The organism is Streptomyces sp. NPDC055140, assembly GCF_053607285.1.
In genome coordinates this window covers 352364-376092 of record NZ_JBSGTG010000002.1, presented here as the reverse complement: position 1 = coordinate 376092, position 23729 = coordinate 352364, and the positions used below count along the sequence as shown (strand labels likewise).

Genomic DNA, 23729 nt, shown 5'->3' with positions numbered 1-23729 from the left:
GTGTTAATGTTGGCTCCCCCCTTTTGGTTCTTTTTTTCGGCCCGGGCCCCCGCCTAATATTTGTTGTGGGTGTCTGGTGGTGGGGGGGGCGGGCGGGCGCGCACCGCCGGCCGGCCCCCAGTCCGGTCACCTCATGAACCGCCCCCCAACAGCCCCGCCGCACGGGCCCACCGGGCGGTGTTTCGTCCGGGGGCAACCCCCGGACCCCCGGCCGGTTCGCCGGCTGGTGCGGGCATCACAACAGCCCCGCCGCACGGGCCCACCGGTACTTCGCACCGAGTGCGGCCACCGGCTTCTCGGTCGTGTACGGGTACGCCACGACCCCGCGCTCGTAGAGGTACTGGCAGGCCTCCTCGACCTCGACGTCGCCCGCTAGTGACGCCACCACGGGCTTCTCGATGCCCCGCGCGCGGAACTCCTCGACCACCCGCGCCGTCAGCTCCGCGAAAACCATCGGCGGGGTGACGATCGTGTGCCAGTAGCCGAGGACGAGGGAGTGGATCCGCGGGTCCTCAAGGCCGAGCCTGATGGTCGCCTCGTACGTCGACGGCGGCTCACCGCCCGTGATGTCGATCGGGTTGCCCGCGGCGCCGAAGGGCGGGATGAACGCCTTGAAGGCGGCGTCCAGATCCTCGGGGATCTCCATCAGGGTCAGGCCGTTGTCGACGATGGCGTCCGAGAGCAGCACACCCGAGCCGCCCGCGCCGGTGATGATGACGACGTTGTCGCCCTTGGGCGTCGGCAGCACGGGAAGTGCCCGCGCGTACTCGAGCATCTCGTTGAGCCCCGGCGCCCTGATGACGCCGGCCTGCCTGAGGATGTCGTCGTACACCGCGTCGTCGCCCGCGAGGGCTCCCGTGTGCGAACCGGCAGCCTTCGCGCCGGCGCTGGTGCGCCCCGCCTTGAGGACCACGACGGGCTTCTTCGGCACCGTCGCCCGCGCGGCCTCCACGAAGGCCCGCCCGTCCTTCAGGTCCTCCAAGTGCATGGCGATGCACCGGGTGTTGGGGTCCTCGCCGAACCACGTGAGCAGGTCGTCCTCGTCCAGGTCCGACTTGTTGCCGAGCCCGACGATCGCGGAGACACCGGTCTTCGTCGTGCGCGCGAAGCCGAGGATCGCCATGCCGATGCCCCCGGACTGCGAGGTCAGCGCCACCCCGCCCTTCACGTCGTACGGCGTGCAGAACGTGGCGCACAGGTCCTGCCACGTCGAGTAGTAGCCGTAGATGTTCGGCCCGAGCAGGCGTACGCCGTACCGCTCGCCGATCGCCACGATCTCGTCCTGGAGGGCCTGTTCACCGGTCTCCGCGAACCCGGAGGGGATCAGGACCGCGTTCGGGATCCCCTTGCGTCCCACCTCTTCGAGGGCCGAGGCCACGAACTTGGCGGGGATCGCGAAGACCGCCACATCCACCTCACCCGGGACGTCCGTGACACTCTTGTACGCCTTGCGGCCCAGGATGTCATCGGCCTTGGGGTTCACCGGATGGATCTCCCCGGAGAAACCCCCGTCGATGAGGTTGCGCATGACCGAATTGCCGATCTTGCCCTGCTCGTTGGACGCGCCGATCACCGCGACCGAGCGCGGCTGCATCAGCCGGCGCATCGACCTGAGGATCTCCTCGCGCGAGTACGTGCGCCGCTGCTTCGGCGCCCCGTCGGCGAGGATCACACGGATGTCGGCGGCGACCGCGCCCTCCGGCGTCGCGATCACCGGGTTGAGGTCGACCTCGGCGATCTCCGGGAAGTCGGTGACCAGTTGGGACACCCGGCGGATCTGCTCGGCCAGCGCCCACCGGTCGACCGGCTGCGCACCGCGCACCCCGCGCAGCACCTCGGCCGCCCGGATCGAGTCCAGCATGGACACGGCCTCGTCGGCGCCGACCGGCGCGAGCCGGAACGTCACGTCCTTGAGTACCTCGACCAGCACACCGCCGAGCCCGAACGCGACGACCTTCCCGAACGTCGGATCGGTGACGGCACCGACGATGACCTCCTGCGAGGAGGGCCCGGTCGGCAGCAGCTCCTGCACCTGGACGCCCTCGATCCGGGCGTCCGGCGCGTAGGCCCGCGCGTTCTTCACGATCGTGCAGAACGCGGCCCGTACGTCGGCGGCGCCCTCCACGCCCACGACCACGCCGCCCGCGTCCGTCTTGTGCAGGATGTCGGGGGAGACGATCTTCATCACGACGGGTCCGCCGAAGCGCGCCGCGTACGCGACCGCCTCGTCCACGTCCCTCGCCAGCTCCTCGCCGGGCACGGAGATCCCGTACGCGTCGGCGATCACCTTGCCCTCGGGGGCGGTGAGAGCGCTGCGGCCCTCCGCGCGCACGGATTCGAGCAGCGCCCGTACCGTGAGCTCACGGTCCTCGGCCATCAATCAGATCACTCCGTTCGACTTGAGCAGGCGCAGTTCCTCGTCCCCGAGCCCCAGCTCCCCGATGAACACCTCGGCGTTGTGTTCGCCGAGCAGGGGTGAACTGACCACTTCCACAGGGGAGTCGGAGAGCTTGAGGGGGGAGCCGACGGTGGTGAACGTGCCGCGCTCCGGGTGGGCCACCTCGACGACCATCTCGTTCGCGACGAGCGACTCGTCCTCGATGATCTCCTTGGTGGACAGGATCGGCCCGCACGGGATGTTGTGCGCGTTGAGCCGCTCGAGCACCTCCCACTTGGGCAGCGTCGAGGACCACTCCTCGATGAGCTGGAACATCTTGTTGAGCTTGGGCAGGCGCGCCTCCGGCGTCGCCCACTCGGGGTCGCCGGCCAGCTCCGGCCGCCCGATCAGCTCGCTCAGCGGCTGCCAGCCGACGGGCTGCACGATGACGTACACGTAGTCGTTCGGGCCGCCCGGCGCGCACTTGACCGCCCAGCCCGGCTGCCCGCCGCCGGACGCGTTGCCCGAGCGCGGCACCTCGTCCGCCTCGGCGGTGTCCTGGGAGTTCGGGTACTCGGCCAACGGGCCGTGGGTGAGGCGCTGTTGGTCGCGCAGCTTGACCCGGCACAGATTGAGCACCGCGTGCTGCATGGCGACGTTCACGCGCTGGCCGCGCCCGGTGTTCTCGCGCTGGAACAGCGCCGCGAGGATGCCGGCGACGGCGTGGATGCCGGTGCCGGAGTCGCCGATCTGCGCGCCGGTGGCCAGCGGCGGACCGTCCTCGAAGCCGGTGGTCGCCATCGAGCCGCCCATGGCCTGCGCCACGACCTCGTACGCCTTGAAGTTGGTGTACGGGCCGTCGCCGAAGCCCTTGATGGAGGCGTAGACGATGCGCGGGTTGATCTCCTGAATGCGCTCCCACGTGAAGCCCATGCGGTCGACGGCGCCCGGGCCGAAGTTCTCGACCATGACGTCGGAGCGCCGGATCAGCTCGGTGAGGAGCTCCTTGCCGCGCTCCGTCTTCGTGTTGAGGGTGATGCTCCGCTTGTTGCAGTTGAGCATCGTGAAGTAGAGCGAGTCGACGTCCGGCAGGTCGCGCAGCTGCTTGCGCGTGATGTCCCCGGTCGGCGCCTCCAGCTTCACCACGTCCGCGCCGAGCCAGGCGAGGAGCTGGGTCGCGGAGGGCCCGGACTGCACATGGGTCATGTCGAGGACACGGACGCCCTCAAGAGCCTTGGTGGTCATGGCAGGGGCTCCTCACTTGTACATGGTCTGGTTCATGGTTCCGGGGGCGTACGCGTCCGGGTCGACCCACACGTTGATCAGCGAGGGCTTCCCGGACTCGCGTGCCCTTTGGAGCGCGGGCGCGATGTCGGCGGGGTCGCGGACCTCTTCGCCGTAACCCCCCAGCATCTGGGCGAACTTGTCGTAGTGGACGTCGCCGAGGGTGTTGCCGACGCGCTCGCGCTCGTCGCCGTACTTGGCCTTCTGGCCGTAACGGATCTGGTTCATCGACGAGTTGTTGCCGACGATCCCGACGAAGGGCAGGTTGTAGCGGACGAGGGTCTCGAAGTCCCAGCCCGTCAGCGAGAACGCCCCGTCGCCGAAGAGCGCGACGACCTCCTTGTCGGGCCGCGCCTGTTTGGCGGCGAGGACGAACGGGATGCCGACGCCGAGCGTGCCCAGCGGCCCCGGGTCCATCCAGTGGCCCGGTGACTTGGGCTGTACGACCTGTCCGGAGAAGGTGACGATGTCGCCGCCGTCGCCGATGTAGATGGAGTCCTCGGTGAGGAAGTCGTTGATCTCGCTGACCAGGCGGTACGGGTGGATCGGCGAAGCGTCGGAGCGCAGGCTCGGCAGGCGCTTGTCGAGGGCGGTCTGCTCGGCGGCCCGCAGCTCGTCGAGCCACTCCTTGCGCTTGGCGCCCCCGCCGTTCAGCCGGCCGGAGGCGGCCTCGGTGACCGACTTCAGGACGAGGCCCGCGTCGCCGACGATGCCGAGGTCGATGTCGCGGTTCTTGCCGACGGTGCGGTAGTCGAGGTCGATCTGCACGACGGTCGCGTCGGGGGAGAGGCGCTTGCCGTAGCCCATGCGGAAGTCGAAGGGCGTGCCGACGATGATGATGAGGTCGGCGTTGGAGAAGGCGTAGCGGCGCGAGAGCTGGAAGTGGTGCGGGTCGCCGGGCGGCAGGGTGCCGCGGCCCGCGCCGTTCATGTACGCGGGCACGTTGAGGGCGCGTACGAGCTCGATGGCGTCCTTGGTGGCACGGGTCGTCCACACCTGGCTGCCGAGCAGGATCGCCGGCTTCTCGGCATGCACGAGGAGGTCGGCGAGCTTCTCGATCGCCTCGGGGTCACCGGCCGAGCGGGTCGAGGCCCGGTACTGCCCGGCCTGGGGTACGCGGGCCTTGTCGACCGGCACCTTGGCGTCGAGGACGTCGCGCGGGATCTCCAGGAAGGACGGGCCGGGGGCGCCGTGGTAGCACTCGCGGAACGCCATCGACACCATGTCGGCGGCGCGCGCGGTGTCCGGCACGGTCGCGGCGAACTTGGTGATGGGCGTCATCATGTCGACGTGCGGCAGGTCCTGGAGCGAGCCCATCTTGTGCTGGGTGTGCGCGCCCTGGCCGCCGATGAGGAGCATGGGTGACTCCGCGCGGAACGCGTTCGCGACGCCGGTGACGGCGTCGGTGGTGCCCGGGCCCGCGGTGACGACGGCGCAGCCGGGCTTGCCGGTGATGCGCGCGTACCCGTCCGCCGCGTGGGCGGCGACCTGCTCGTGACGGACGTCGACGACTTCAATGCCTTCGTCGACGCAGCCGTCGTAGATGTCGATGATGTGGCCGCCGCACAGGGTGTAGATGACCTCCACACCTTCTGCCTTGAGTGCCTTGGCGACCAGATGACCACCGGAGATGAGTTCCTGGCTGTCGTCGGGCATGAGGAAGTCCTGTCCCTTCGTAGGGGAGTCGTGCGCTGTCGCAGTACATTGCATACAGTCGACGAATACTGTATGAAGCTTGTTATCCCGCATCCGGTGGGTGGTGTCCAGGGGGCGTGCGGCACTTTTACGGCAGGAGCCGAGATGGACCTGTACGAGCACCAGGCAAGGGAACTCTTCGAAGAACACGGCATCTTGGTGCCGAAAGCCGAGGTCACGGAGTCACCCAGGGAGGCTCGCGAGATCGCGCGCAGGCTGGGCGGCCGCGTCGTCGTCAAGGCGCAGGTGAAGACCGGGGGCCGCGGTAAGGCGGGCGGCGTCAAACTCGCCGCCGACCCGGCCGCCGCCGAACTGACGGCACGCCAGATCCTCGGCATGGACATCAAGGGCCACACCGTCGGCAAGGTGATGCTGGCCCAACCGGTCGACATAGAGAGCGAGTTCTACGTCTCCTACGTCCTCGACCGAGCGGCCGGACGCTTCCTCGCCATCGCCTCCGCGGAGGGCGGCATGGACATCGAGGAGGTCGCGGCCACCCGGCCCGAGGCCGTCGCCCGTATTCCGGTCGACCCGGCCGAGGGCGTCACCACGGCGAAGGCCGCACAGATCGCCCAGGCGGCCGGCCTCCCCGACCGGACCGTCGACGTCCTGGTCCGCCTCTGGGACGTCCTCACCCGCGAGGACGCCGTACTCGTCGAGGTGAACCCCCTCGTGCGGACGAGCGGCGGTCAGATCCTCGCCCTCGACGGCAAGGTCACCCTCGACGACAACGCCCGCTTCCGTCAGGAGCGTTGGGGCACCCAGGAGTCCCCCCACGACGACGCCCTCGAGGCGGCCGCCGCGGCCAAGGGCCTCAACTACGTCAAGCTCGACGGCGAGGTCGGCATCATCGGAAACGGCGCCGGACTCGTCATGTCGACCCTCGACGTGGTCGCGGGCTGCGGCGCCCGCCCCGCCAACTTCCTCGACATCGGCGGCGGAGCCTCCGCGCAGATCATGGCCGACGGCCTCTCCGTCATCCTCTCCGACCCGGCGGTGAAGTCCGTCTTCGTGAACGTCTTCGGCGGCATCACCGCCTGCGACGCCGTCGCCGACGGCATCGTCCAGGCCCTGGAGTCCGTCCGGCTGACCAAACCGCTCGTCGTCCGCCTCGACGGGAACAGCGCCGCGGAGGGCCGCGCCATCCTCGACGGCCGCGCCCACCCCCTCGTCGAACAGGCCACCACCATGGACGGCGCCGCGCGCCGGGCCGCCGAACTCGCCAACGCGCACTGAGGAGCCCGGACATGGCGATCCACCTGACCAAGGAGAGCGGGACATGGCGATCTATCTGACCAAGGAGAGCAAGGTCCTCGTCCAGGGCATGACCGGCGCCGAGGGCATGAAGCACACCCGGCGCATGCTCGCCGCCGGCACGAACGTCGTGGGTGGCGTCAACCCCCGCAAGGCCGGCCGCAGCGTCGACTTCGACGACCGCGCGGTCCCCGTCTTCGGCTCCGTCGCCGAGGGCATCGCGGCCACCGGCGCCGACGTCAGCGTCGTCTTCGTACCGCCCGTCTTCGCCAAGGCCGCCGTCTCGGAGGCCGCCGACGCGGGCATCCCCCTCGCCGTCGTCATCACAGAGGGCATCCCCGTCCACGACGCCGTGACCTTCCACGCGTACGCCGCCGCGAAGGGCACCCGCATCATCGGCCCCAACTGCCCCGGCCTGATCACCCCCGGCCAGTCCAACGCCGGCATCATCCCCGCCGACATCACCAAGGCGGGCCGCATCGGCCTCGTCTCCAAGTCCGGCACCCTCACCTACCAGCTCATGTACGAACTGCGCGACATCGGCTTCTCCACCTGCGTCGGCATCGGCGGCGACCCCGTCATCGGCACGACGCACATCGACTGCCTCGCCGCGTTCCAGGACGACCCGGACACCGACCTGATCGTCCTCATCGGGGAGATCGGCGGCGACGCGGAGGAGCGCGCCGCGGCCTACGTACGTGACCACGTCACCAAGCCCGTCGTCGCCTACATCGCCGGGTTCACCGCCCCCGAGGGCAAGACCATGGGGCACGCGGGCGCGATCGTCTCGGGCTCCTCCGGCACGGCGCAGGCCAAGAAGGAGGCCCTGGAAGCGGCCGGGGTCCGCGTCGGCTCCACCCCGACGGAAACAGCCCGCCTGGTCCTCGACCGCTTGGCGCAGTAACGCCGTACAGCGGGAGTGGGGAGCGAGCCCACCGGGCAACCTCCCCACTCCACCCCGCACCAGCCATGCACCCCCCGCCCCGACTGTGCACCGTGAGCGGAGAACCCGAAATGGCGAACAACCCAGGCAATCCCACTGACCACACCCCCGGCCCCGACACCCCCGGCCCCGACGCCCCCGTGGCGACCACCCTCAAGGCCGGCACCTCCTGGCACGACGCCTGGCAGCGCTGCCTCGCCGTCGCCCCCGAGGCGTTCCGCGACGACCGCGTACTCAACCTGTGGAACGGCACCTGGCAGGCCGACGGCCGCGCCCTGCCCGCCAGTACCCCCGTCGACGGCAGCCCCATCGCCGGACCGCCTCGCCTCGACGCCGCCACCGCCCACCAGGCGGTGCGCGCCTCCCTCGACCAGCACCGCGCCTGGCGGCACATCCCGCTCGACGAGCGCCGCGCCCGCGTCGGTGCCACCCTCGACGCCCTCACCCAGCACCGCGAACTCCTCGCGCTCCTCCTCGTCTGGGAGATCGGCAAGCCCTGGCGCCTCGCCCAGGCCGACGTCGACCGCGCCATCGACGGGGTGCGCTGGTACGTCGACGGCATCGAACCCATGGTCGAGGGCCGCGCCCCGCTCGACGGCCCCGTCTCGAACATCGCCAGCTGGAACTACCCGATGAGCGTCCTCGTGCACGCGGTCCTGGTCCAGGCACTCGCCGGCAACGCGGTCATCGCCAAGACCCCCACCGACGGCGGCGTCGCCTGCCTCACCCTGGCCTGCGCGCTCGCCGCACGCGAGGGCATCCCCGTCACCCTCGTCAGCGGCAGCGGAGGCGAACTCTCCGAAGCGCTGGTGCGGGCCCCCGAGATCGGCTGTGTCTCGTTCGTCGGCGGCCGGGACACCGGCGCCGCCGTCGCCACGGCCGTCGCCGACCTCGGCAAGCGCCACATCCTCGAACAGGAGGGCCTCAACACCTGGGGCATCTGGAACTACTCCGACTGGGACAAGCTCTCCGCGGTGATCCCCAAGCTCTTCGACTACGGCAAGCAGCGCTGCACCGCGTATCCGCGCTTCGTTGTCCAGCGCAGCCTCTTCGACGACTTCCTCGCCGCGTACCTCCCGGCCGTACGCACGCTGCGCATCGGCCACCCCCTGGCAGTGGCGAACCCCCAAGACCCCTACCCCCAGCTCGACTTCGGCCCACTCGTCAACGCGGCCAAGGCGAAGGAACTCGCCGACCAGGTCGCGGAGGCCATCGACCGCGGCGCCGTGCCGCTGCACCGAGGCGCCCCGGACCCCGCCCGCTTCCTGCCCGGCCAGGACACGAGCGCGTACGTCCACCCGGTCACGCTCCTGAGCCCACCCCCCTCCTCCCCCCTCCATCACGCCGAACCGTTCGGCCCCGTCGACACGATCGTCCTGGTCGACACCGAGGCGGAGCTGCTCGCCGCGATGAACGCCTCCAACGGCGCGCTGGTCGCCACCCTCTCCACGGACGACGACGCGACGTACGACCGCCTCGCCCCACAGATCCGTGCCTTCAAGACGGGCCGCGGCAAGCCCCGCTCGCGCGGCGACAGGGACGAACTGTTCGGCGGCTTCGGAGCATCGTGGCGGGGAGCGTTCGTGGGTGGCGAGCTCCTGGTGCGGGCGGTGACGAGGGGCCCGGAGGGAGAACGCCTGCCGGGCAACTTCCCCGAGTACCACTTGATGCCGTAGCCCTTCGGGGGGCGGGGGCCAGAGGGCGCGGGGTGGGCCGTCGGCCGGGCCGGCCGACGTGTGGGCGGCACCGTCACGGCGGTGCCGCCCACACGATTCCTTGCCGGTCGTGCCGGAGTCGCGGTCGGCAGCCTCCGGCAGCGGCGACAGAGCCCGTGGCCGCCGCACGCGCGGGGATGTCCGGTGACGGACCGGCTACTCATGGTGAGACTGTGAGTGGCCCCGCTCCCGACCTCCCGCAGGTGCCGCCAAGGCGACGGATACGCAGGTGAAAGGCACTCCGAGGCTTTGGTATTGTTATCCATGTCGCCGCGGGGAACACCCCGGCCGGGCGACAGACACCTGGTCCGGGTGGCGGAATGGCAGACGCGCTAGCTTGAGGTGCTAGTGCCCTTTATCGGGCGTGGGGGTTCAAGTCCCCCCTCGGACACCAGAAGTAATAACGCAAGCGAGGGCCCCGACCAGACGGTCGGGGCCCTCGCTTGCGCGGATGCGAGCGGAGTGACGCTGCGTCAGCCGGTCGCGCCTCCCGCGACCCACTCGCTCCACGGCATGTTCCAGTCGCTGAGGCCGTTGCCCGGGGCCAGCTTGGTGTGGTCCGTGGAGTTCTTGATGATCACGACGTCGCCGGTCATCGAGTGGTCGAAGAACCATGCGGCCGGCTGCGTGCCGTCGTCGCCGGCCCTGGCGTCCTTCAGGCCCACGCACCCGTGGCTGGTGTTGACCTTGCCGAAGACCGAGTCGGCACCCCAGTAGTTGCCGTGGATGAACGTGCCCGAGTCGGTCAGGCGCATGGCGTGCGGTACGGCCTCGATGTCGTACGAGGGCTTGCCGTCCTTCTTCGTGAGGCCGACGCTCGCACCGTTCATGTGGATCTGCCGGTACTTCTCGGAGATGACCATCGGGCCGTTGTACGTCGGGTGCTCATCGCTGCCGGACGAGATCGGGATCGTCTTGATCGTCTTGCCGTCCCGTACGACGGTCATCTGCTTCGTTTTGGCGTCGACCGTGCTGACCTGGCTCCGGCCGACCTTGAACGCGACCGTCTTCTGGATGCCGTGGTCGGTGAGCTTGACGGTGACGGTGGAGCCGGCCGTCCAGTAGTTCTGGGGGCGGAAGTCCAGGCGGCCGTCGTTGAGCCAGTGACCGGCGACGCGCTGGCCGCTGCTGGAGCTCACCTGGATCTTCGACGCCATGGCGGCCTTGTCGCTGATCGCCCTGTCGAAGGTGACCGTCACCGGCATGCCCACGCCGACGGTCGAGCCGTCCTCGGGGGAGACGTGCCCGATGAAGTCGCCCGCCGGGGAGACCGTGGTGATCGAGGCGTTCTCGGTGGCGGAGCGGCCCTTGGCGTCCGCGGCCTCCGCGGCGATCTGATACCTGGTGGCTCGCTCCAGCGGCTTGTCCGGTTGCCAGGACGTGCCGTCCGCGGCCAGGGTGCCCGGAATCTCGGTACCGGTCGCGACGGCGGTCATGGCCACCTTGGTGAGCTTGCCGTTGCTGACGGTGACCTTGACGGGGTCGTCGATCCCGACCTGGGAGGCACCTTGCCCGGGCGTGATCTTTATTCGGGCGTCGGAAGCGTCCTGGGCGCCGGCCTGCTGTCCCCACGCCTGCGAGTGCGGGTGATCGCCATGGCCGTTTCCTCCGGTGGCGGCCTGGCTGGCCCCGCCGAGGGCCGTGAGTGCGAGTACGCCGCCGAGCACGCCGGCTGTAGCCGTCAGAGCGGTGGTCCGCTTACGTACCGTGATCAAACCGTCTCCCGTCCACTGGTCGTCGAATGCCTGGGGCCGGTCGCCAGTGGAGAGCGACCAGCCCCGAGTGAACCATTTATCCATTTATTCAATCGAAAATGGGCAAATTGTGGCGAATGCAACTCATCGTGCCGGACACGTTCTCCGGCAGGGACGAGGACAGGGGGCAGGGGCAGGGACAGGGCACTCAGCCTCCGCGGGAACCCGACGTTGAAGTCCCGCTGCGTCGGCGAGAACGGGATGTTCTTGACCCGCCCGTCCGGCAGGACGGTGATCGCCGGGTAGGCGATGTAGAGCAGGGCGTGATCGGCGAGGATCTTGTTCTGGGCCTGGGTGAAAGCCGCACACGCCTTGCTCGCGGTCGGGGCGGTGTTCCCTTCTTTCAGGCACCGGTCGACCTGCCGGTCGGAGTACCAGGTGTAGTTGGTCGACCCGGCGAAGGCCGAGTTGTACTCACGGTTCAGCTGCGGACCCGCCTCGGGGTAAGAGGAAAGTCCCACGCGAGCGCGATGTCCGGCATGGTGGACTGCTTGGAGACGCGCTCCGAGTACTGAGGGAACGTCACCGCCTGGAGCTCCGCCTTGAGGCCGATCTTCTTCACATCGTGGTCCCGGTGATCTCCGGGCCGGCGGCAGGTGGGTGGAGAGGACCAGCTCGGGCTCCCTGTACCGCAGCGTCGTGAAGCTGGCGAGGCACTTCTCCTCGTTCACCGTCGGTACCCATGGGCTGTCGATCGTGGCCCACAGCAGTTGCGCGGCGCGCAGATCCTCGGCGTCGGCCGCGTGTCCCCCGGCGGTCGTCGCGAGCTCGGCGGTGGGGTAGGAGAAAGAGGCCCGCAGTTCGTCGTGGCCCGGCGGCACGGGCGGCGTTCGTCGGCCAGGCAGCGCGCTGAGCACTACGCGTGATCGGATACGCTGCGGCGCGATGTATGACGTGTACACCACTGGTGTGTGAGCCCCCTGAAGAGGAGAACTGTCCGTGAAGCAGCGCCCGGTACTCGCCGGCCTGACATTGATGCTCGTGGCCGTTCTCAGTGCGTGCGGCGGTGGTGCGGACAAGGGTGACGCCCACGGTGGCGGCAAGGGTGGCGGCATGGGCGGCGGTGCGTACTCCAAGCCGCACTCCGACCAGGTGCGCGGGCTTTACGACGCCGTCCGCCACCTTCCGCGCAAGACCGTCAGGGGCACCCGCGCGCACATGGTCAAGGAGTGCGATCCGGCCACCCGGAAGGTCAGGCACACCTCGCGCAGCGGCAGTGGCAAGCGTAAGAGGACGCGTACCTGGTACACCACCGAGCGCTACGAGCAGTGCCACAAGGTCCGTAAGGGCAGCGAGAGGTACACGCGCGTCGTGCGGACCGAGCGGTGGTGTGTGCGGCTCGACGACGTGAACGGGAAGGCCGTCAAGGACGACCTCTGGTTCCGGGTCAGCCCCGCCACGTACAGCGAGGTCCAGAACAAGAGCGAGCACGCGCGCGTGAAGTTCGAGCCGAGGGGGCGCGGCTGCTGACGCGGTCGGCTCGGGTTCGGCGCGCGGCGGATCCAGCTTCGTGCGAGGGGAAAACCCCAGGTCCCCGCCCTCGCGCCCATGGCATCCTGAGCCGATGAACGGACCGGAGATCTTCGTCAGCGTCGTGCCCGAGCTGGAGCTGTTCGTTCCGCATGCGCGGCGCGGGGGCGCGGCCGTCCCGCTCGTCACCGACGGCGTGTCCACGCTGGGGCATGTGATCGAGTCGCTAGGCGTGCCGCTGACGGAGGTCGGGGCGCTGGTCGTGGACGGGCGCGAGGTGGCCGCCGGGCACGTTCCCGTGGCCGGGGAGCGGGTCGAGGTCCGGGCCGTCGTCCGGCCGCAGCGGGTCGAGGGAGCGCCGCTGCGGTTCCTGCTCGACGTCCATCTCGGCACGCTGGCACGGCGGTTGAGGCTGCTCGGGGTCGACTCCGCGTACGAGTCCACGGACATCGGCGACCCCGCGCTGGCGACCCGCTCCGCCGCCGAGCGGCGCGTCATGCTCAGCCGGGACCGCGGGCTGCTGCGGCGGCGTGAGCTGTGGGCCGGCGCGTACATCTACAGCGACCGGCCCGACGAGCAACTACGCGACGTACTGGGCCGGTTCGCGCCCGAGCTGCACCCCTGGACCCGGTGCACCGCCTGCAACGGGCTGCTGAAGGAAGCCCGTAAGGCAGACGTGGCCGACCTGCTCGAAGGCGGGACGCGCGGCACGTACGACGTGTTCGCCCAGTGCCGCGCGTGCGGGCGCGTGTACTGGCGGGGTGCCCATCACGACCGGTTGGAGCGGATCGTGGGACGTGCGGTCGCCGAGTTCGGGAGCTGAGGGGCTGCCTCGTCCGCCGGCACCAGCGGCGGTTCGATGCGCCAGGCGATCCGTTCCCCGTCCTGGACCACCCTGCGGTACGCGTACAGCACCACCGAGATCAGCAGGATGCCGACCGCGAGGAAGGACTCCGTCGCGCCCCCGTAGCCCGCGAGGGACGGGTGCGTGACGCCCACCGAGACGATCACGACGTTGAACGCCAGGATGACCCAGGCGACCGGGATCCAGGCGCGGGCGCGGCGGATCGGGCGGGGCCAGTCGGGACGGTCCTTGCGCAGGAGCAGGAAGCCGGCGACCGCGAGCGTCATGGCCACCAGATAGCCGAAGTTGCTGGCGATGAGGATGCTCAGGGGCTCGCCGAGCAGGACCACGATCGCCGCGTTGACGAGCGCGTCCAGCGTGAGGGCCCGGCCCGGCACGCCCCAGCGGTTCACCTTGTCGAGCTGCCGCACGGTCATGCCCTCGCGCGCCAGGCCGTACAGCGCCCGGCCCCCGTCCGCCGTGCACGACACCATGCCGAAGAACATCGAGACGATCAGGATGAGGACGCCGACGTCGGAGAAGCCGCCGAGTGCCTGGGTGAAGGCCGTGGCGAACGCGCCGACCGGGTCCGAGCGGAGTGTCGCCTCGCCGACGCTGCCGACCGTCGCGAGCGGGACGACGAAGAAGACGCCGAGCGAGATGAGGGACGTCAGCCGCAGGGCCTTCGCGGTGTCGCGCGCCGTGTCGCGGTACTCGGGGGCGAACGACGCGCAGATCTCCGTGCCGTACGTCGTCCAGGCCGTGACGTAGAACCACACGATCAGCGTCATCCAGCTTCCGCCGTGGTACCAGGTCAGGCGTGACGCGTCCCAGCTCCCCGGGCGCAGGAACGGGGCTATGACGACCACCGCCAGACCGCACATCACCAGGGCCGCGACGGCCTTGGAGACGCTCGCGGCCAGCCGTGCGCCGAAGTAGTTGCAGGCCCAGCCGCCGGCGATGGCCAGGACCGCGAGCGCTTCCGGGAGACCGATGCGGTGGCCGGGGAACGGGATCGACGGGGCGTGCGGGAACCACTGGGCGGTGATGAGGTGGCCGATCGCCGCGCCGTTGACCGCGATGCTGAACGACCAGCCGATCCAGTAGCCGTACGACGCCACGGCGCCCAGCGGGGCGAAGTAGCGCTTCCAGCCCTCGGTGGCGTACCTGCTGATGCCGCCGGACATGCCGGGGAACATCGCGGCGGTCTCGGCGAACAGCATGTTCTGCGCGAACGCGACGAGCGCCCCGACGCACCAGATGGTGATCGCCGTCCAGCCCCCGATCGCACCCACGGTGTAACCCACCGTCAGGAGCAGGCCGTTGGGGATCACCATGGCGATGGCGAGGCCGTCGCGCCAGGTCAGGGACTTGTGCAGCTGTTGGCTCAAGGGGGCCACCTGTCTCGGTCGGGGACTGACGGGAGAAGGTCCGGTGCGGCAGAAAAGAGATGCCGTCGTGCTGTGTCGGCGGTCACAATAATTGGTTATTGTTGGCCGGGATAGGGGTCCGGCAGTGGCCAATTCCAGAGGGGTCGGTTTCCCGGGCGAGCGGTTCCGGAGTGACCGGCACAGAGACGAGGGGCGGGCATGGGGGAGAAGGAGAGCGGCGGCGACGCGGGCGAGGTGCAGCGCGAGCGGATTCTGCGGTCGGCCGCCCTGGTCATGGCCGAACGCGGCTTCGACGCGGCACGCATGAGGGACGTGGCGCGCGGCGCCGGCGTGTCCATCGGGCTGCTCCAGCACTACTTCGACACACGCGACCTGCTGTTCCGCGAGGCCTTCGAGTGGTCGATCGGCGAGCTCATCGCCCGCTGGCGCAAGGGCGCGTCCGCCGAGCCCGACCCGTGGCGCCGCTTCGAACTCCTCGTACGCGAACTGGCCGACGACCCCGACCTCCAGCGCCGGTGCGCGACCTGGACCGAGTTCTGCGCGAGCGCCGCCCGCAGGCCCGAGCTGCGCGACGGGGTGCGCCGCGCCCACGAGGACTGGCGCGAGCTCGTCCTCGGCATCGCCGAATCGGGTGTCTCCGCGGGGAAGTTCGTGCCCGTCGTGTCCACCGACGTCGCGGTGCGCTCCGTGCTTGCCGCCGTCGACGGCTGCGACATGGCCGTGGCGTCGGGCAGCGGCATGGGGGCGGAGGGGTACGCCGCCGTCATCCTCGCCACCGCCCGCTCGGTCCTCGGCGTACGCGACTGAGCTGTTTTCCTCTCAACTCACTCCATCAGAGCCGCAGTTCACAGGAGGCACCGCGCCATGACGTCGACCGCATTCCCGCATCTGTTCAGCCCGCTCGCCATCGGCGGCGTGACACTGAAGAACCGCGTTCTGTCCTCCGGCCATGACACGGTCCTCGTCGAGGGCGGGCAGGTCACCGACGATCTGGTCGCCTATCACGAGGCGCGCGCCGAGGGCGGTGTCGGGCTCATCGTCGTACAGGTGGCGGGAGTTCACGAGACGGCGCGGTACACGACGCATGTCCTCATGGCCACGGACGACTCGTGTGTCGAGGGGTACCGGCGGCTCGCCGAGGCGGCGCACCGGCACGGCGCCAAGGTCTTCGGGCAGCTCTTCCACCCGGGGCGCGAGATCCTGGAGTCGCGCGACGGCTCCGCGCCCGTCGCCTGGTCGGCGTCGGCGACGCCCAGCGAGCGCTTCCATGTGATGCCGCGCGCCATGACCGGGACCGAGATACGCGAAGTCGTCGACGGGTACGGTGCGGCGGCCCGCAGGTTGCGCGCCGCCGGGCTCGACGGCGTGGAAGTGGTCGCCAGCCATGGCTACCTTCCCGCCCAGTTCCTCAACCCGCAGGTCAACGTGCGCACCGACGGGTACGGGGGTGACGTGGACGGCAGGCTGCGGTTCCTGCGCGAAGCCCTCGCGTCGGTGCGGGCGCACACCGGACCCGACTTCGTGGCCGGACTGCGCATCTCCGGAGACGAGTTGAGCCATGACGGCCTCACCGCCGAGCTCGCCGTCGAGGCGGCCGCCCGGCTGGACCGCGAGGGTCTCGTCGACTATGTGAGCGTCTGCGCCGGGTCGTCGGCGACGATCTCCGGCGCCGTGCACATCGCACCCCCGATGACGCAGCCCGCCGGATACACCGCCCCGCTCGCGGCGCGCGTGCGGGCGGCGGTCGATGTGCCGGTCATGGTCGCCGGGCGCGTCAACCAGCCCCAGGAGGCCGAGCAGATCATCAAGGGGGGCCAGGCCGACGTGTGCGCCATGACCCGCGCCCTGATCTGCGACCCTGACATGCCCGGCAAGGCGAGCGACGGCCGCACGGAGGAGATCCGGGCCTGCATCGGCTGCAACCAGGCCTGCATCGGTCATTTCCAGCGCGGCTACCCGATCTCCTGCATCCAGCACCCCGAGACCGGCAGGGAGCGCCGGTTCACGCGGCTGCCCCTGCCCACCAGGCGCCGGAAGGTCCTCATCGCGGGCGGCGGACCGGCCGGGCTCAAGGCCGCCGCCGTGGCCGCATCCCGTGGGCACGACGTCACCCTGCATGAGGCGGGCCGGCGCGTCGGCGGCCAGGTGCTGCTCGCCCAACTCCTGCCGGGAAGGGCCGAGTTCGGCGGTGCGATCACCAATCTGGAGGGCGAGGCCCGGCGGGCCGGGGCGCGGATCGTCACCGGGTCACGCGTCGATGCCGAGCTGCTCGACCGCGAAGAGGCGGACACGCTCATCGTCGCCACGGGTGCGGTGCCGCGACGGCCGGCGCTCGAACTCCTCGACGACCCCGTCGTCCTCGACGCCTGGGACGTCGTCCGCGGCACCGCCGACGTGCCCAAGGGCCGGATCGTAGTCGCGGACTGGCGCGGTGACTGGATCGGGATCGGTGTGGCCGTCCAACTCGCGGGCCAGGGACGGAAGGTGACGCTGTGTACGACGGGCTTCGGCGCGGGTGAACACCTTCAGCAGTACGTGCGCGCTTCGATGCTCGCCGAGGCCGCGCGGGCCGGCGTCGAGACCGTGCCGACGGTGCGTCCCTACGGCGTCGACGCCGACACCGCGTACTTCCAGCACACCCTCACCGAGGAGCCGGTGATCATCGAAGGGGTCGCGGCCGTCGTCCTCGCCCAGGGGCACGACCCCGTGGGTGAGCTCGCCGGCCTGGCGAACGGACGGGTGGGTGAGGTCCTGATGGCGGGGGACTGCGTGTCACCGCGGACCGTGGAGGAGGCCGTACTGGAGGGGCTGACGGTCGCGTCGTCGCTCTGAGACACGCGCCCGGTCACCGGCCGCCGTGCGTGCCTCAGCGCGGATGGCGGCGCAGCCGCACCCGGTACGAGTAGTGCTCCGGAAGGAAGTGGCTGACGGCCAGCTCGACCGGGCGGCCCGACGCCGACAGGTAGAGGCGGTCGATCCGGAGCAGCGGATGCTGCGGCGGGCAGTCCAGGTGCGCCGCCACATCGGCCGAGGCGAGGGCGACCGTGACGGACTGCTCCGCCTCGGCGATCGGCTCGGGCAGCCGGCCGTCGAGGAGGCCGATGATGGTGACGCGGCTGTCCGTGCCCGCCTCCGTCAGTTCGGGGCGGTCCGCGACGAGCGCGCCCACGTCCGGCGGCAGATGCACCGTCGTCAGGCAGAACGGGGTGTCCTCGTGCAGCCGCAGGAACGAGAGGTGGTCCACGCGGTCGGAGCCGACGCGCAGCCTGCCCGCCGCGTCCACGTCGACCCGGCGGCGCAGCGGCGACACCAGGCGCATCGTCGTGTCGAGGGACAGCGCCATGAGGTCCTCGACCGAGCCGAACTGCCGCAGATACTGCTCCTCGCGGGGCGCCGCGAACGTGCCGCGCCCCGGGACCCGGTGCACCAGGCCCTCCGTGACCAGGTCCTGGAAGGCGCGCCGCACGGTCTGCCGGCTGAGCCCGTGCGAGGCGGCGAGCTCTGCCTCCGTGGGCAGCCGCACCCCCTCGGGGTAGTCGTGCCGCAGGATCGCCTCGCGCAGCTCGCGCGCGAGGCGTACGTAGGCGCTGTCACGCCCGGGGGCCGCCATCTGTGTCCCCCTCGTCCGCTCTGTGCGTGTCGTACGCGTCATGTCTGCCGTTCACCGCCCTGCCTGTGCCGTGAGTCTAATGGCCGTACAAGACGGTGCGCAGGTCAGACGTCCAGACCGCCGCGGGAGACCAGCTGGCGCACGATGACGTTGCGCTGGATCTCGTTGGTGCCCTCGCCGACGATCATCAGGGGCGCGTCGCGGAAGTAGCGCTCGACGTCGAACTCGGTCGAGTAGCCGTAGCCGCCGTGGATACGGACCGCGCTCAGGGCGATCTCCATGGCCGTCTCCGACGCGAAGAGCTTGGCCATGCCCGCCTCCATGTCGACGCGGCGGCCCGCGTCCGCCTCGCGGGCGGCGTACAGCGTGAGCTGGCGCGCCGCGGTGAGCGAAGTCGCCATGTCCGCAAGGTAGTTGCCGATCGACTGGTGCTTGTAGATGGGCTCGCCGAACGTCTCGCGCTCCTGCGCGTAGCGCAGCGCGTCCTCGAACGCGGCCCTGCCGACGCCGAGCGCGCGCGAGGCGACCTGGAGGCGGCCCGTCTCCAGGCCCTTCATCATCTGCCCGAAGCCCTTGCCCTCGACGCCGCCGAGCAGCGCGTCGGCCGGGACCCGGTAGTCGTCGAAGGTGAGCTCGCAGCTCTCGACGCCCTTGTAGCCGAGCTTGGGCAGGTCGCGCGAGACGCTGAGCCCCGGGCCGTGCTCGGCGAGCAGGATGGAGATGCCGCGGTGCTTCGGCTCGGCCGCCGGGTCCGTCTTGCACAGCAGCGCGATCAGCTGCGAGCGGCGGGAGTTGGTGATCCAGGTCTTGCCGCCGTTGACGACGTACGAGTCCCCGTCGCGCCGCGCGACCGTGCGCATCGCCTGGAGGTCGGAGCCGCCGCCCGGCTCGGTGAGGGCCATCGTGGAGCGGATCTCACCGGTCGCCATCTTCGGCAGGTAGCGGTTCTTCTGCTCTTCGGTGCCGAAGTGCAGCAGCAGCTTGGAGACGACGGTGTGGCCGCCCATGGCCCCGGCGAGGCTCATCCAGCCGCGCGCCAGCTCCTCCGTGATCAGCACGTAGCAGGGCGTGGAGACGGGCGTGCCGCCGTACTCCTCGGGGATCGCCAGGCCGAAGATGCCGAGGTCCTTCATCTGCTCGATGAGCACCTCGGGGTAGGTGTTGGCGTGCTCCAACTCCCGTACGACCGGCTTGACTTCGCGGTCCACGAAGTTCCGCACGGTCTCGACGATCAGCTGCTCGTCGGAGGAGAGGGTGTCGAGGGTGCTCACTTCGTGGACGCTCCTTGCTCGTGGTCGTGCGTGGTGTCGATGACGCCCTGCGCCCGCAGTCGCTCGATGTCGGCGGCGCTGCGGCCCAGGGCGGTGAGGATCCGTTCGGTGTGCTCTCCCGCGGCGGGGACGGGGTCCATCCGGGGGGTGACGCCGGAGAGGTCCGCCGGGGGGAGCAATGCTTGTACGGGTCCCTGCGCGCCCGGCACCGCGATGTCGCGCCAGCGGTCGCGCTCGGCGAGGGCCGGGTGGGCGAGGAACTCGGCGATGGAGTTCACACCCGCGTTGGCGATGCCGGCCTTGTCGAGGAGCGCCATGGCGTCCTCGCTGCCGAGCTCGGCGAAGCGCGCGGAGACGGCCGCGTTGACCTCGTCGCGGTGGGCGACGCGGTCGGCGCCGGTGGCCATGCGGGGGTCGTCGGTGAGTTCGGGACGGCCGAGGACCGTGGAACACAGGGCCTGCCACTCGCGCTCGTTCTGGATGGAGAGCAGCACCTCCTTCCCGTCGGAGGCGGTGAACGGGCCGTAGGGAGCGATCGTGGCGTGCTGGGCGCCGATACGCGGTGGCTGCGTGCCGCCGTAACGCGTGTAGTAGGCGGGCTGGCTCATCCACTCGGCGAGCGCCTCGAAGAGGGAAACCTCGACGGCGGGCGCCCGGCCGGTGGTGGCCCGCGTGTAGAGGGCGGAGAGCACGCCGCTGTACGCGTACATGCCCGCCGAGATGTCGGCGACGGAGATGCCCACGCGGGCGGGCTCGTCGGGCGAGCCCGTGATGGAGAGCAGCCCCGTCTGGCACTGCACGAGCAGGTCGTACGCCTTGCGCTGCGACCAGGAGCCGCTGGTGCCGTACCCGCTGATGGTGCAGGGGATCAGACGGGGGTGGCGGGCCTGGAGCGCGGCGGGGCCGAGGTCCAGGCGGTCGGCGGCGCCCGGGGCGAGGTTCTGGACGAACACGTCAGCGTCCGCAAGGAGTTCCTCCAGGATGTCCCGGCCCTCCTGCGACTTGAGGTCCAGGGTGAGGGACTCCTTGGAGCGGTTGAGCCACACGAAATAGCTGGCCTGGCCGTGCACCGTGGTGTCGTAGCGGCGGGCGAAGTCGCCTCCGCCGGGACGCTCGACCTTGATGACGCGGGCGCCGAGGTCGGCGAGCTGGCGGGTGGCGAAGGGCGCGGCGACGGCCTGTTCCAGGCTGACGACCGTGATGCCTTCGAGGGGGAGCGGCTCGGTCATGCGGGGTCCTTCCCGGGAAGTTCGGTCAGGAGCAGGGCGCGGGCCGACTCCCAGGTCGTGTCCTTGAGCAGAGCGGGTACGTCGCTGCCGCACGCGACGAACTTCTCCACCAACTCCCCGTCCGTGGGCGGACGTCGGGGCGAGCCCGGGGGATGGGCGAGGGCGGACCGCAGGACCCGGCCGTCGGTGAGCGTCACCGCGAGGTCGACCTCGCCGTCGAGGAGCCCGGCACCGCCCTCGGTGCGCTCCGTCTCGACGGCGCCCATCAGGCGCCGCGCCTCGGGCCGGCCCACCGCGTCGTCCGTGAAGGCCCCGAAGCCGGGGAAGCCGTCGAGCAGGGCTGTCGCCACCGCGTACGGGAGGCTGAACTTGCCTTCGAGCCCGGTGTCCGGGTCGTCGTGGATGAGGGGGTGGATGGTGGCCCCCGGGGTGGTGACGCGGACGGCCGTGACGTCGTCGGGGCCGCACTCGGCGCGCAGGTCGCGCAGCGCCGCGATCGGGCGCTGCATCGCGTAGCAGCAGGGGAACATCTTGATGGCGAGGCCACCGGGTACGGCGGGACCGCCGCTGTGGAGCGCACCTTCCTCGGCGCCGTCCGCTCCTTGCGCGCCCACCAGCTTCAGCCACGCGTCGACCGCCCGTGGGTCGGCCGTGGCGCCGGCCCGGGCGAGGCGCGCCGCCCGCACCCCCGCCTCCGCCGCGAAGCCGACCTGGAGCGACTTGCTGTGTGTGCCGAACGCGGCCTGGACCCCGCTCGCGCCGGGCACCGCGAGCGCCATGGCCGTCGCCAGCCGCTCGGGCGTGAGGCCCCACGCGACGCCCGCCGCGACGGCCGCCGCGGGGGCGCCCGCCGTGCACGTGGCGTGCCAGCCGGCCGCGTAGTGCGACCAGCCGAGCAGCGTGCCGAGCCGGGCCATCACGCCGGCCCCGGCCAGATAGGCGCGCGCGTCGCCGCCCGCCGCGAGGACCGCGGGGACGATCACGACGCTGATGTGTGTCGTGGACTCGATGTGCAGGTCGTCGAAGTCGAGGACGTGCCCGACCGCGGCCCAGCGCGCCGCGTCCGGCAGCTCGGCGGCCAGCGCGCTCACCGGGTGGTCGCGCGCGGCGAGCGTGACCGCGACCGTGTCCAGGAGGGAGCGGCGGGCGAGCGCCAGGTCCTCGGCGTCGGGTTCGTATCCGTACGCCCACTCGGCGAGCGATTCCGCGATGGCCGGCATGGCTTCCCTTCGTACATGTCCTGCACTGCGTGGTTACTTTGTACGGCCAAATAGAGGGGCCGTCAATGCCGCTACGGCAGGGCAACTTAAAGCTTTCACATGCGACTTCTTCCCAGGGGGGTTGACGGGACGCCCGGCGGGGCGGACGCTGGGCCGCGTTTTGTACGGCACAATCCGCCATTGAGGCGGCCACATCATGCGGTCGGTCCAGCCACCCGTCCGGGCACCTGGCCATCCACCTGTCCGCCGGCTGTCCGACCGCCTGTCCCCCGGAGGTCTCGCATGGGCGATGCGCATCCCCTGCTCGCCGCGCTCAGCGGCGCCCGGCACGGTGCCCTGCACCGGCGGGTGCTGCTCACTGTCAGCGCCATGTTCTTCTTCGACCTCGCCGACCTGAACACGTTCGCGTTCGCCGCGCCCGCCATCCGCCGGGCGCACCTCTTCACCGTCGACGACATCGCGTTCGTCACCGCCCTGGCCTTCGCCGGCATGGCGGCAGGCGCGATCCTCGGCGGCCGGTTCGCCGACCACGTGGGCCGGCGGCGGGTCATGGCGGGGTCCGTGGTGCTCTTCTCCGCGGCCTCCGTGGTCAACGCGCTGGTCACCGGGGTGGGCGCGATGGCCGCGGCCCGCTTCGCGACCGGGTTCGGCCTCGGCGCCATGACCTCCGTCGCGATCACCTACCTCTCCGAGGTCACCCCGGCCGCACGCCGCGGCCGCGCCCAGGCGACGGCGCTCGGCACCGGCCTCATCGGCATCCCCGTCGTGGCGTTCACCGCCCGCGGCCTGACCGCCGACGACCCCGGCGGCTGGCGCGCCCTCTTCGTCATCGGTGCCCTCGGCGTCCTGCTCGTACCGCTCCTGATGCGCCTGCCCGAGTCGCCGCGCTGGCTCCTCGCGCGCGGCCGGACCACCGAGGCCGTGCAGGTCACGCGCGCCTTCGTGCCCGAGTGGGAGCCGTCCGCCGATGCGCTCGCCGCGCCGCCCGCACCGGCGGACCGGCCCCGGTTCACCGAACTCTTCGCCGTGGGCCAGCGGCGCAACACCGTAGCCCTCATGGCCTTGTGGCTCTTCGGGCTCGTCGGCTTCTACGGGTTCCAGTCCTGGGTGCCGACGCTGCTCGCCGACCACGGCCAGGACTTCGCGAAGAGCATGACCATGTCCGCGGTCACCACCATCGGGGCGGTGCCCGGCGCGTTCCTCGCCTGGCCGTTCATCGACCGCTACCCGCGCAAGCACCTCGCGGTGGTGCTCGGTCTCGTGGTCGCGGTGCTCGGCATCGGGTACGGGCTCAGCTCGTCCGTCGTGGCCGTCGTCGTGTTCGGCACGCTCGTCGCCGCGCTGAGCCAGACGTTCATCGCGGTGCTCTACTCGTACACCCCCGAGGTCTTCCCCACCCGCCTGCGCACGGCGGGCGCCGGGCTCGGCAACGGTGTCGGCCGGATCGGCAACGTCATCGCGCCGTTGGCCGTCGCGGCGATCTACACCACGCCGGGGCTCGGCTACGTCGCCGTGTTCGTGTTCATCGCGGGATGCTGGCTGGTCGCCACGGCCACCGTGTTCTTCTTCGGCGTCGACACGCGCGGCCGGTCGCTGGAGACCCTGCACGACGCCACGGCGGCCCCGGTGGCTTCCGCGGCATCCGTTTCGCAACGCATCGGAGAATGAGAAC

General features: G+C 70.8%; 19 protein-coding genes and 1 tRNA gene. 9 read left to right on the top strand and 11 right to left on the bottom strand.

The genetic code is table 11. From position 1 onward, the window contains the following. Positions 1-235: 235 nt before the first annotated feature. From ACWFR4_RS05515 to ACWFR4_RS05505, 3 genes are read right to left on the bottom strand one after another with little or no spacing between them, the layout of a single operon-like run. A complete protein-coding gene (locus ACWFR4_RS05515; protein ID WP_453468340.1) occupies positions 236-2377 on the bottom strand; it encodes an acetate--CoA ligase family protein in 2142 nt (713 codons plus the stop codon). A 3-nt stretch (positions 2378-2380) separates the two neighbouring features. Beyond that, the gene (gene frc, locus ACWFR4_RS05510) at positions 2381-3622 is read right to left on the bottom strand and encodes a formyl-CoA transferase (RefSeq protein ID WP_453468341.1); all 1242 of its coding nucleotides are present in this window, start codon (positions 3620-3622) and stop codon (positions 2381-2383) included. 12 nt (positions 3623-3634) lie between these two features. Next, positions 3635-5317, bottom strand: coding sequence for a thiamine pyrophosphate-binding protein (locus ACWFR4_RS05505; protein WP_453468342.1), 1683 nt, complete (start codon positions 5315-5317; stop codon positions 3635-3637). A gap of 144 nt (positions 5318-5461) precedes the next feature. Here ACWFR4_RS05505 and sucC point away from each other — a divergent pair, with 144 nt between their 5' ends. From sucC to ACWFR4_RS05485, 4 genes are all read left to right on the top strand, one after another. Further along, the gene (gene sucC / locus ACWFR4_RS05500; RefSeq protein WP_453468343.1) at positions 5462-6592 is read left to right on the top strand and encodes an ADP-forming succinate--CoA ligase subunit beta; all 1131 of its coding nucleotides are present in this window, start codon (positions 5462-5464) and stop codon (positions 6590-6592) included. A 43-nt stretch (positions 6593-6635) separates the two neighbouring features. After that, complete coding sequence (gene sucD, locus ACWFR4_RS05495; RefSeq protein ID WP_453650979.1) at positions 6636-7514, top strand: succinate--CoA ligase subunit alpha; 879 nt, start codon at positions 6636-6638, stop codon at positions 7512-7514. Positions 7515-7624: 110 nt separating this feature from the next. Further along, complete coding sequence (locus ACWFR4_RS05490; protein WP_453468345.1) at positions 7625-9229, top strand: aldehyde dehydrogenase family protein; 1605 nt, start codon at positions 7625-7627, stop codon at positions 9227-9229. A gap of 345 nt (positions 9230-9574) precedes the next feature. Further along, positions 9575-9662, top strand: a tRNA-Leu gene (locus tag ACWFR4_RS05485). 79 nt (positions 9663-9741) lie between these two features. Here ACWFR4_RS05485 and ACWFR4_RS05480 read toward each other — a convergent pair. Genes ACWFR4_RS05480 through ACWFR4_RS05470 form a run of 3 tightly spaced genes read right to left on the bottom strand, consistent with a single transcriptional unit; the run spans position 9742 to position 11584 of the window. After that, the gene (locus ACWFR4_RS05480; protein WP_453651409.1) at positions 9742-10980 is read right to left on the bottom strand and encodes an Ig-like domain-containing protein; all 1239 of its coding nucleotides are present in this window, start codon (positions 10978-10980) and stop codon (positions 9742-9744) included. Continuing rightward, positions 10980-11483 (bottom strand): hypothetical protein, encoded by a 504-nt coding sequence (locus ACWFR4_RS05475; protein ID WP_453650977.1) that lies wholly within the window; start codon positions 11481-11483, stop codon positions 10980-10982. Before ACWFR4_RS05475 ends, ACWFR4_RS05480 begins: the two co-directional genes overlap by 1 nt. Next, a complete protein-coding gene (locus ACWFR4_RS05470) occupies positions 11444-11584 on the bottom strand; it encodes a hypothetical protein (RefSeq protein WP_453650975.1) in 141 nt (46 codons plus the stop codon). The genes ACWFR4_RS05475 and ACWFR4_RS05470 overlap by 40 nt, the downstream gene beginning before the upstream one ends. Before the next feature lie 377 nt (positions 11585-11961). On the opposite strand from ACWFR4_RS05470, the gene ACWFR4_RS05465 reads away from it, so the two are divergent. Together ACWFR4_RS05465 and ACWFR4_RS05460 are read left to right on the top strand one after the other, a co-directional pair. Beyond that, complete coding sequence (locus ACWFR4_RS05465; RefSeq protein ID WP_453650973.1) at positions 11962-12492, top strand: hypothetical protein; 531 nt, start codon at positions 11962-11964, stop codon at positions 12490-12492. 94 nt (positions 12493-12586) lie between these two features. After that, a complete protein-coding gene (locus tag ACWFR4_RS05460; RefSeq protein WP_453650971.1) occupies positions 12587-13315 on the top strand; it encodes a Mut7-C RNAse domain-containing protein in 729 nt (242 codons plus the stop codon). Here the strand turns inward: ACWFR4_RS05460 and ACWFR4_RS05455 are convergent. Further along, positions 13261-14727 carry an APC family permease gene (locus ACWFR4_RS05455; RefSeq protein WP_453650969.1) on the bottom strand — a complete coding sequence of 489 codons (1467 nt, stop codon included), beginning with the start codon at positions 14725-14727 and terminating at the stop codon, positions 13261-13263. The two genes, ACWFR4_RS05460 and ACWFR4_RS05455, sit on opposite strands and share 55 nt — an antisense overlap. Before the next feature lie 198 nt (positions 14728-14925). Here ACWFR4_RS05455 and ACWFR4_RS05450 point away from each other — a divergent pair, with 198 nt between their 5' ends. Then, positions 14926-15534, top strand: coding sequence for a TetR/AcrR family transcriptional regulator (locus ACWFR4_RS05450; RefSeq protein ID WP_453650967.1), 609 nt, complete (start codon positions 14926-14928; stop codon positions 15532-15534). Between the two features lie 57 nt (positions 15535-15591). After that, positions 15592-17559, top strand: coding sequence for an oxidoreductase (locus ACWFR4_RS05445; RefSeq protein ID WP_453650965.1), 1968 nt, complete (start codon positions 15592-15594; stop codon positions 17557-17559). 34 nt (positions 17560-17593) lie between these two features. Here ACWFR4_RS05445 and ACWFR4_RS05440 read toward each other — a convergent pair whose 3' ends face one another. From ACWFR4_RS05440 to ACWFR4_RS05425, 4 genes are all read right to left on the bottom strand, one after another. Beyond that, positions 17594-18337, bottom strand: a complete 744-nt coding sequence (locus ACWFR4_RS05440; RefSeq protein ID WP_453462512.1) for a GntR family transcriptional regulator — start codon at positions 18335-18337, stop codon at positions 17594-17596. A 104-nt stretch (positions 18338-18441) separates the two neighbouring features. Next, positions 18442-19608, bottom strand: coding sequence for an acyl-CoA dehydrogenase family protein (locus ACWFR4_RS05435; RefSeq protein WP_453650963.1), 1167 nt, complete (start codon positions 19606-19608; stop codon positions 18442-18444). Continuing rightward, entirely contained in the window at positions 19605-20837 is a 1233-nt protein-coding gene (locus tag ACWFR4_RS05430; RefSeq protein WP_453462517.1) for a CaiB/BaiF CoA transferase family protein, read from the bottom strand. Before ACWFR4_RS05430 ends, ACWFR4_RS05435 begins: the two co-directional genes overlap by 4 nt. Continuing rightward, complete coding sequence (locus ACWFR4_RS05425; RefSeq protein ID WP_453650961.1) at positions 20834-22057, bottom strand: MmgE/PrpD family protein; 1224 nt, start codon at positions 22055-22057, stop codon at positions 20834-20836. The genes ACWFR4_RS05430 and ACWFR4_RS05425 overlap by 4 nt, the downstream gene beginning before the upstream one ends. A 282-nt stretch (positions 22058-22339) precedes the next feature. On the opposite strand from ACWFR4_RS05425, the gene ACWFR4_RS05420 reads away from it, so the two are divergent. Then, on the top strand, positions 22340-23725 hold the full coding sequence (locus tag ACWFR4_RS05420; protein WP_453650959.1) for an MFS transporter: 1386 nt from the start codon (positions 22340-22342) through the stop codon (positions 23723-23725). Positions 23726-23729: the final 4 nt, after the last annotated feature.

Excerpts from the sequence above, each read along its gene's own strand:
- ACWFR4_RS05425 (WP_453650961.1), bottom strand. The coding sequence starts at position 22,057 with ATGCCGGCCATCGCGGAATCGCTCGCCGAGTGGGCGTACGGATACGAA.
- ACWFR4_RS05490 (WP_453468345.1), top strand. The coding sequence starts at position 7,625 with ATGGCGAACAACCCAGGCAATCCCACTGACCACACCCCCGGCCCCGAC.
- ACWFR4_RS05515 (WP_453468340.1), bottom strand. The coding sequence starts at position 2,377 with ATGGCCGAGGACCGTGAGCTCACGGTACGGGCGCTGCTCGAATCCGTG.
- ACWFR4_RS05420 (WP_453650959.1), top strand. The coding sequence starts at position 22,340 with ATGGGCGATGCGCATCCCCTGCTCGCCGCGCTCAGCGGCGCCCGGCAC.
- sucD (WP_453650979.1), top strand. The coding sequence starts at position 6,636 with ATGGCGATCTATCTGACCAAGGAGAGCAAGGTCCTCGTCCAGGGCATG.
- ACWFR4_RS05505 (WP_453468342.1), bottom strand. The coding sequence starts at position 5,317 with ATGCCCGACGACAGCCAGGAACTCATCTCCGGTGGTCATCTGGTCGCC.
- ACWFR4_RS05445 (WP_453650965.1), top strand. The coding sequence starts at position 15,592 with ATGACGTCGACCGCATTCCCGCATCTGTTCAGCCCGCTCGCCATCGGC.
- ACWFR4_RS05430 (WP_453462517.1), bottom strand. The coding sequence starts at position 20,837 with ATGACCGAGCCGCTCCCCCTCGAAGGCATCACGGTCGTCAGCCTGGAA.
- ACWFR4_RS05460 (WP_453650971.1), top strand. The coding sequence starts at position 12,587 with ATGAACGGACCGGAGATCTTCGTCAGCGTCGTGCCCGAGCTGGAGCTG.
- sucC (WP_453468343.1), top strand. The coding sequence starts at position 5,462 with ATGGACCTGTACGAGCACCAGGCAAGGGAACTCTTCGAAGAACACGGC.
- frc (WP_453468341.1), bottom strand. The coding sequence starts at position 3,622 with ATGACCACCAAGGCTCTTGAGGGCGTCCGTGTCCTCGACATGACCCAT.
- ACWFR4_RS05440 (WP_453462512.1), bottom strand. The coding sequence starts at position 18,337 with ATGGCGGCCCCCGGGCGTGACAGCGCCTACGTACGCCTCGCGCGCGAG.
- ACWFR4_RS05450 (WP_453650967.1), top strand. The coding sequence starts at position 14,926 with ATGGGGGAGAAGGAGAGCGGCGGCGACGCGGGCGAGGTGCAGCGCGAG.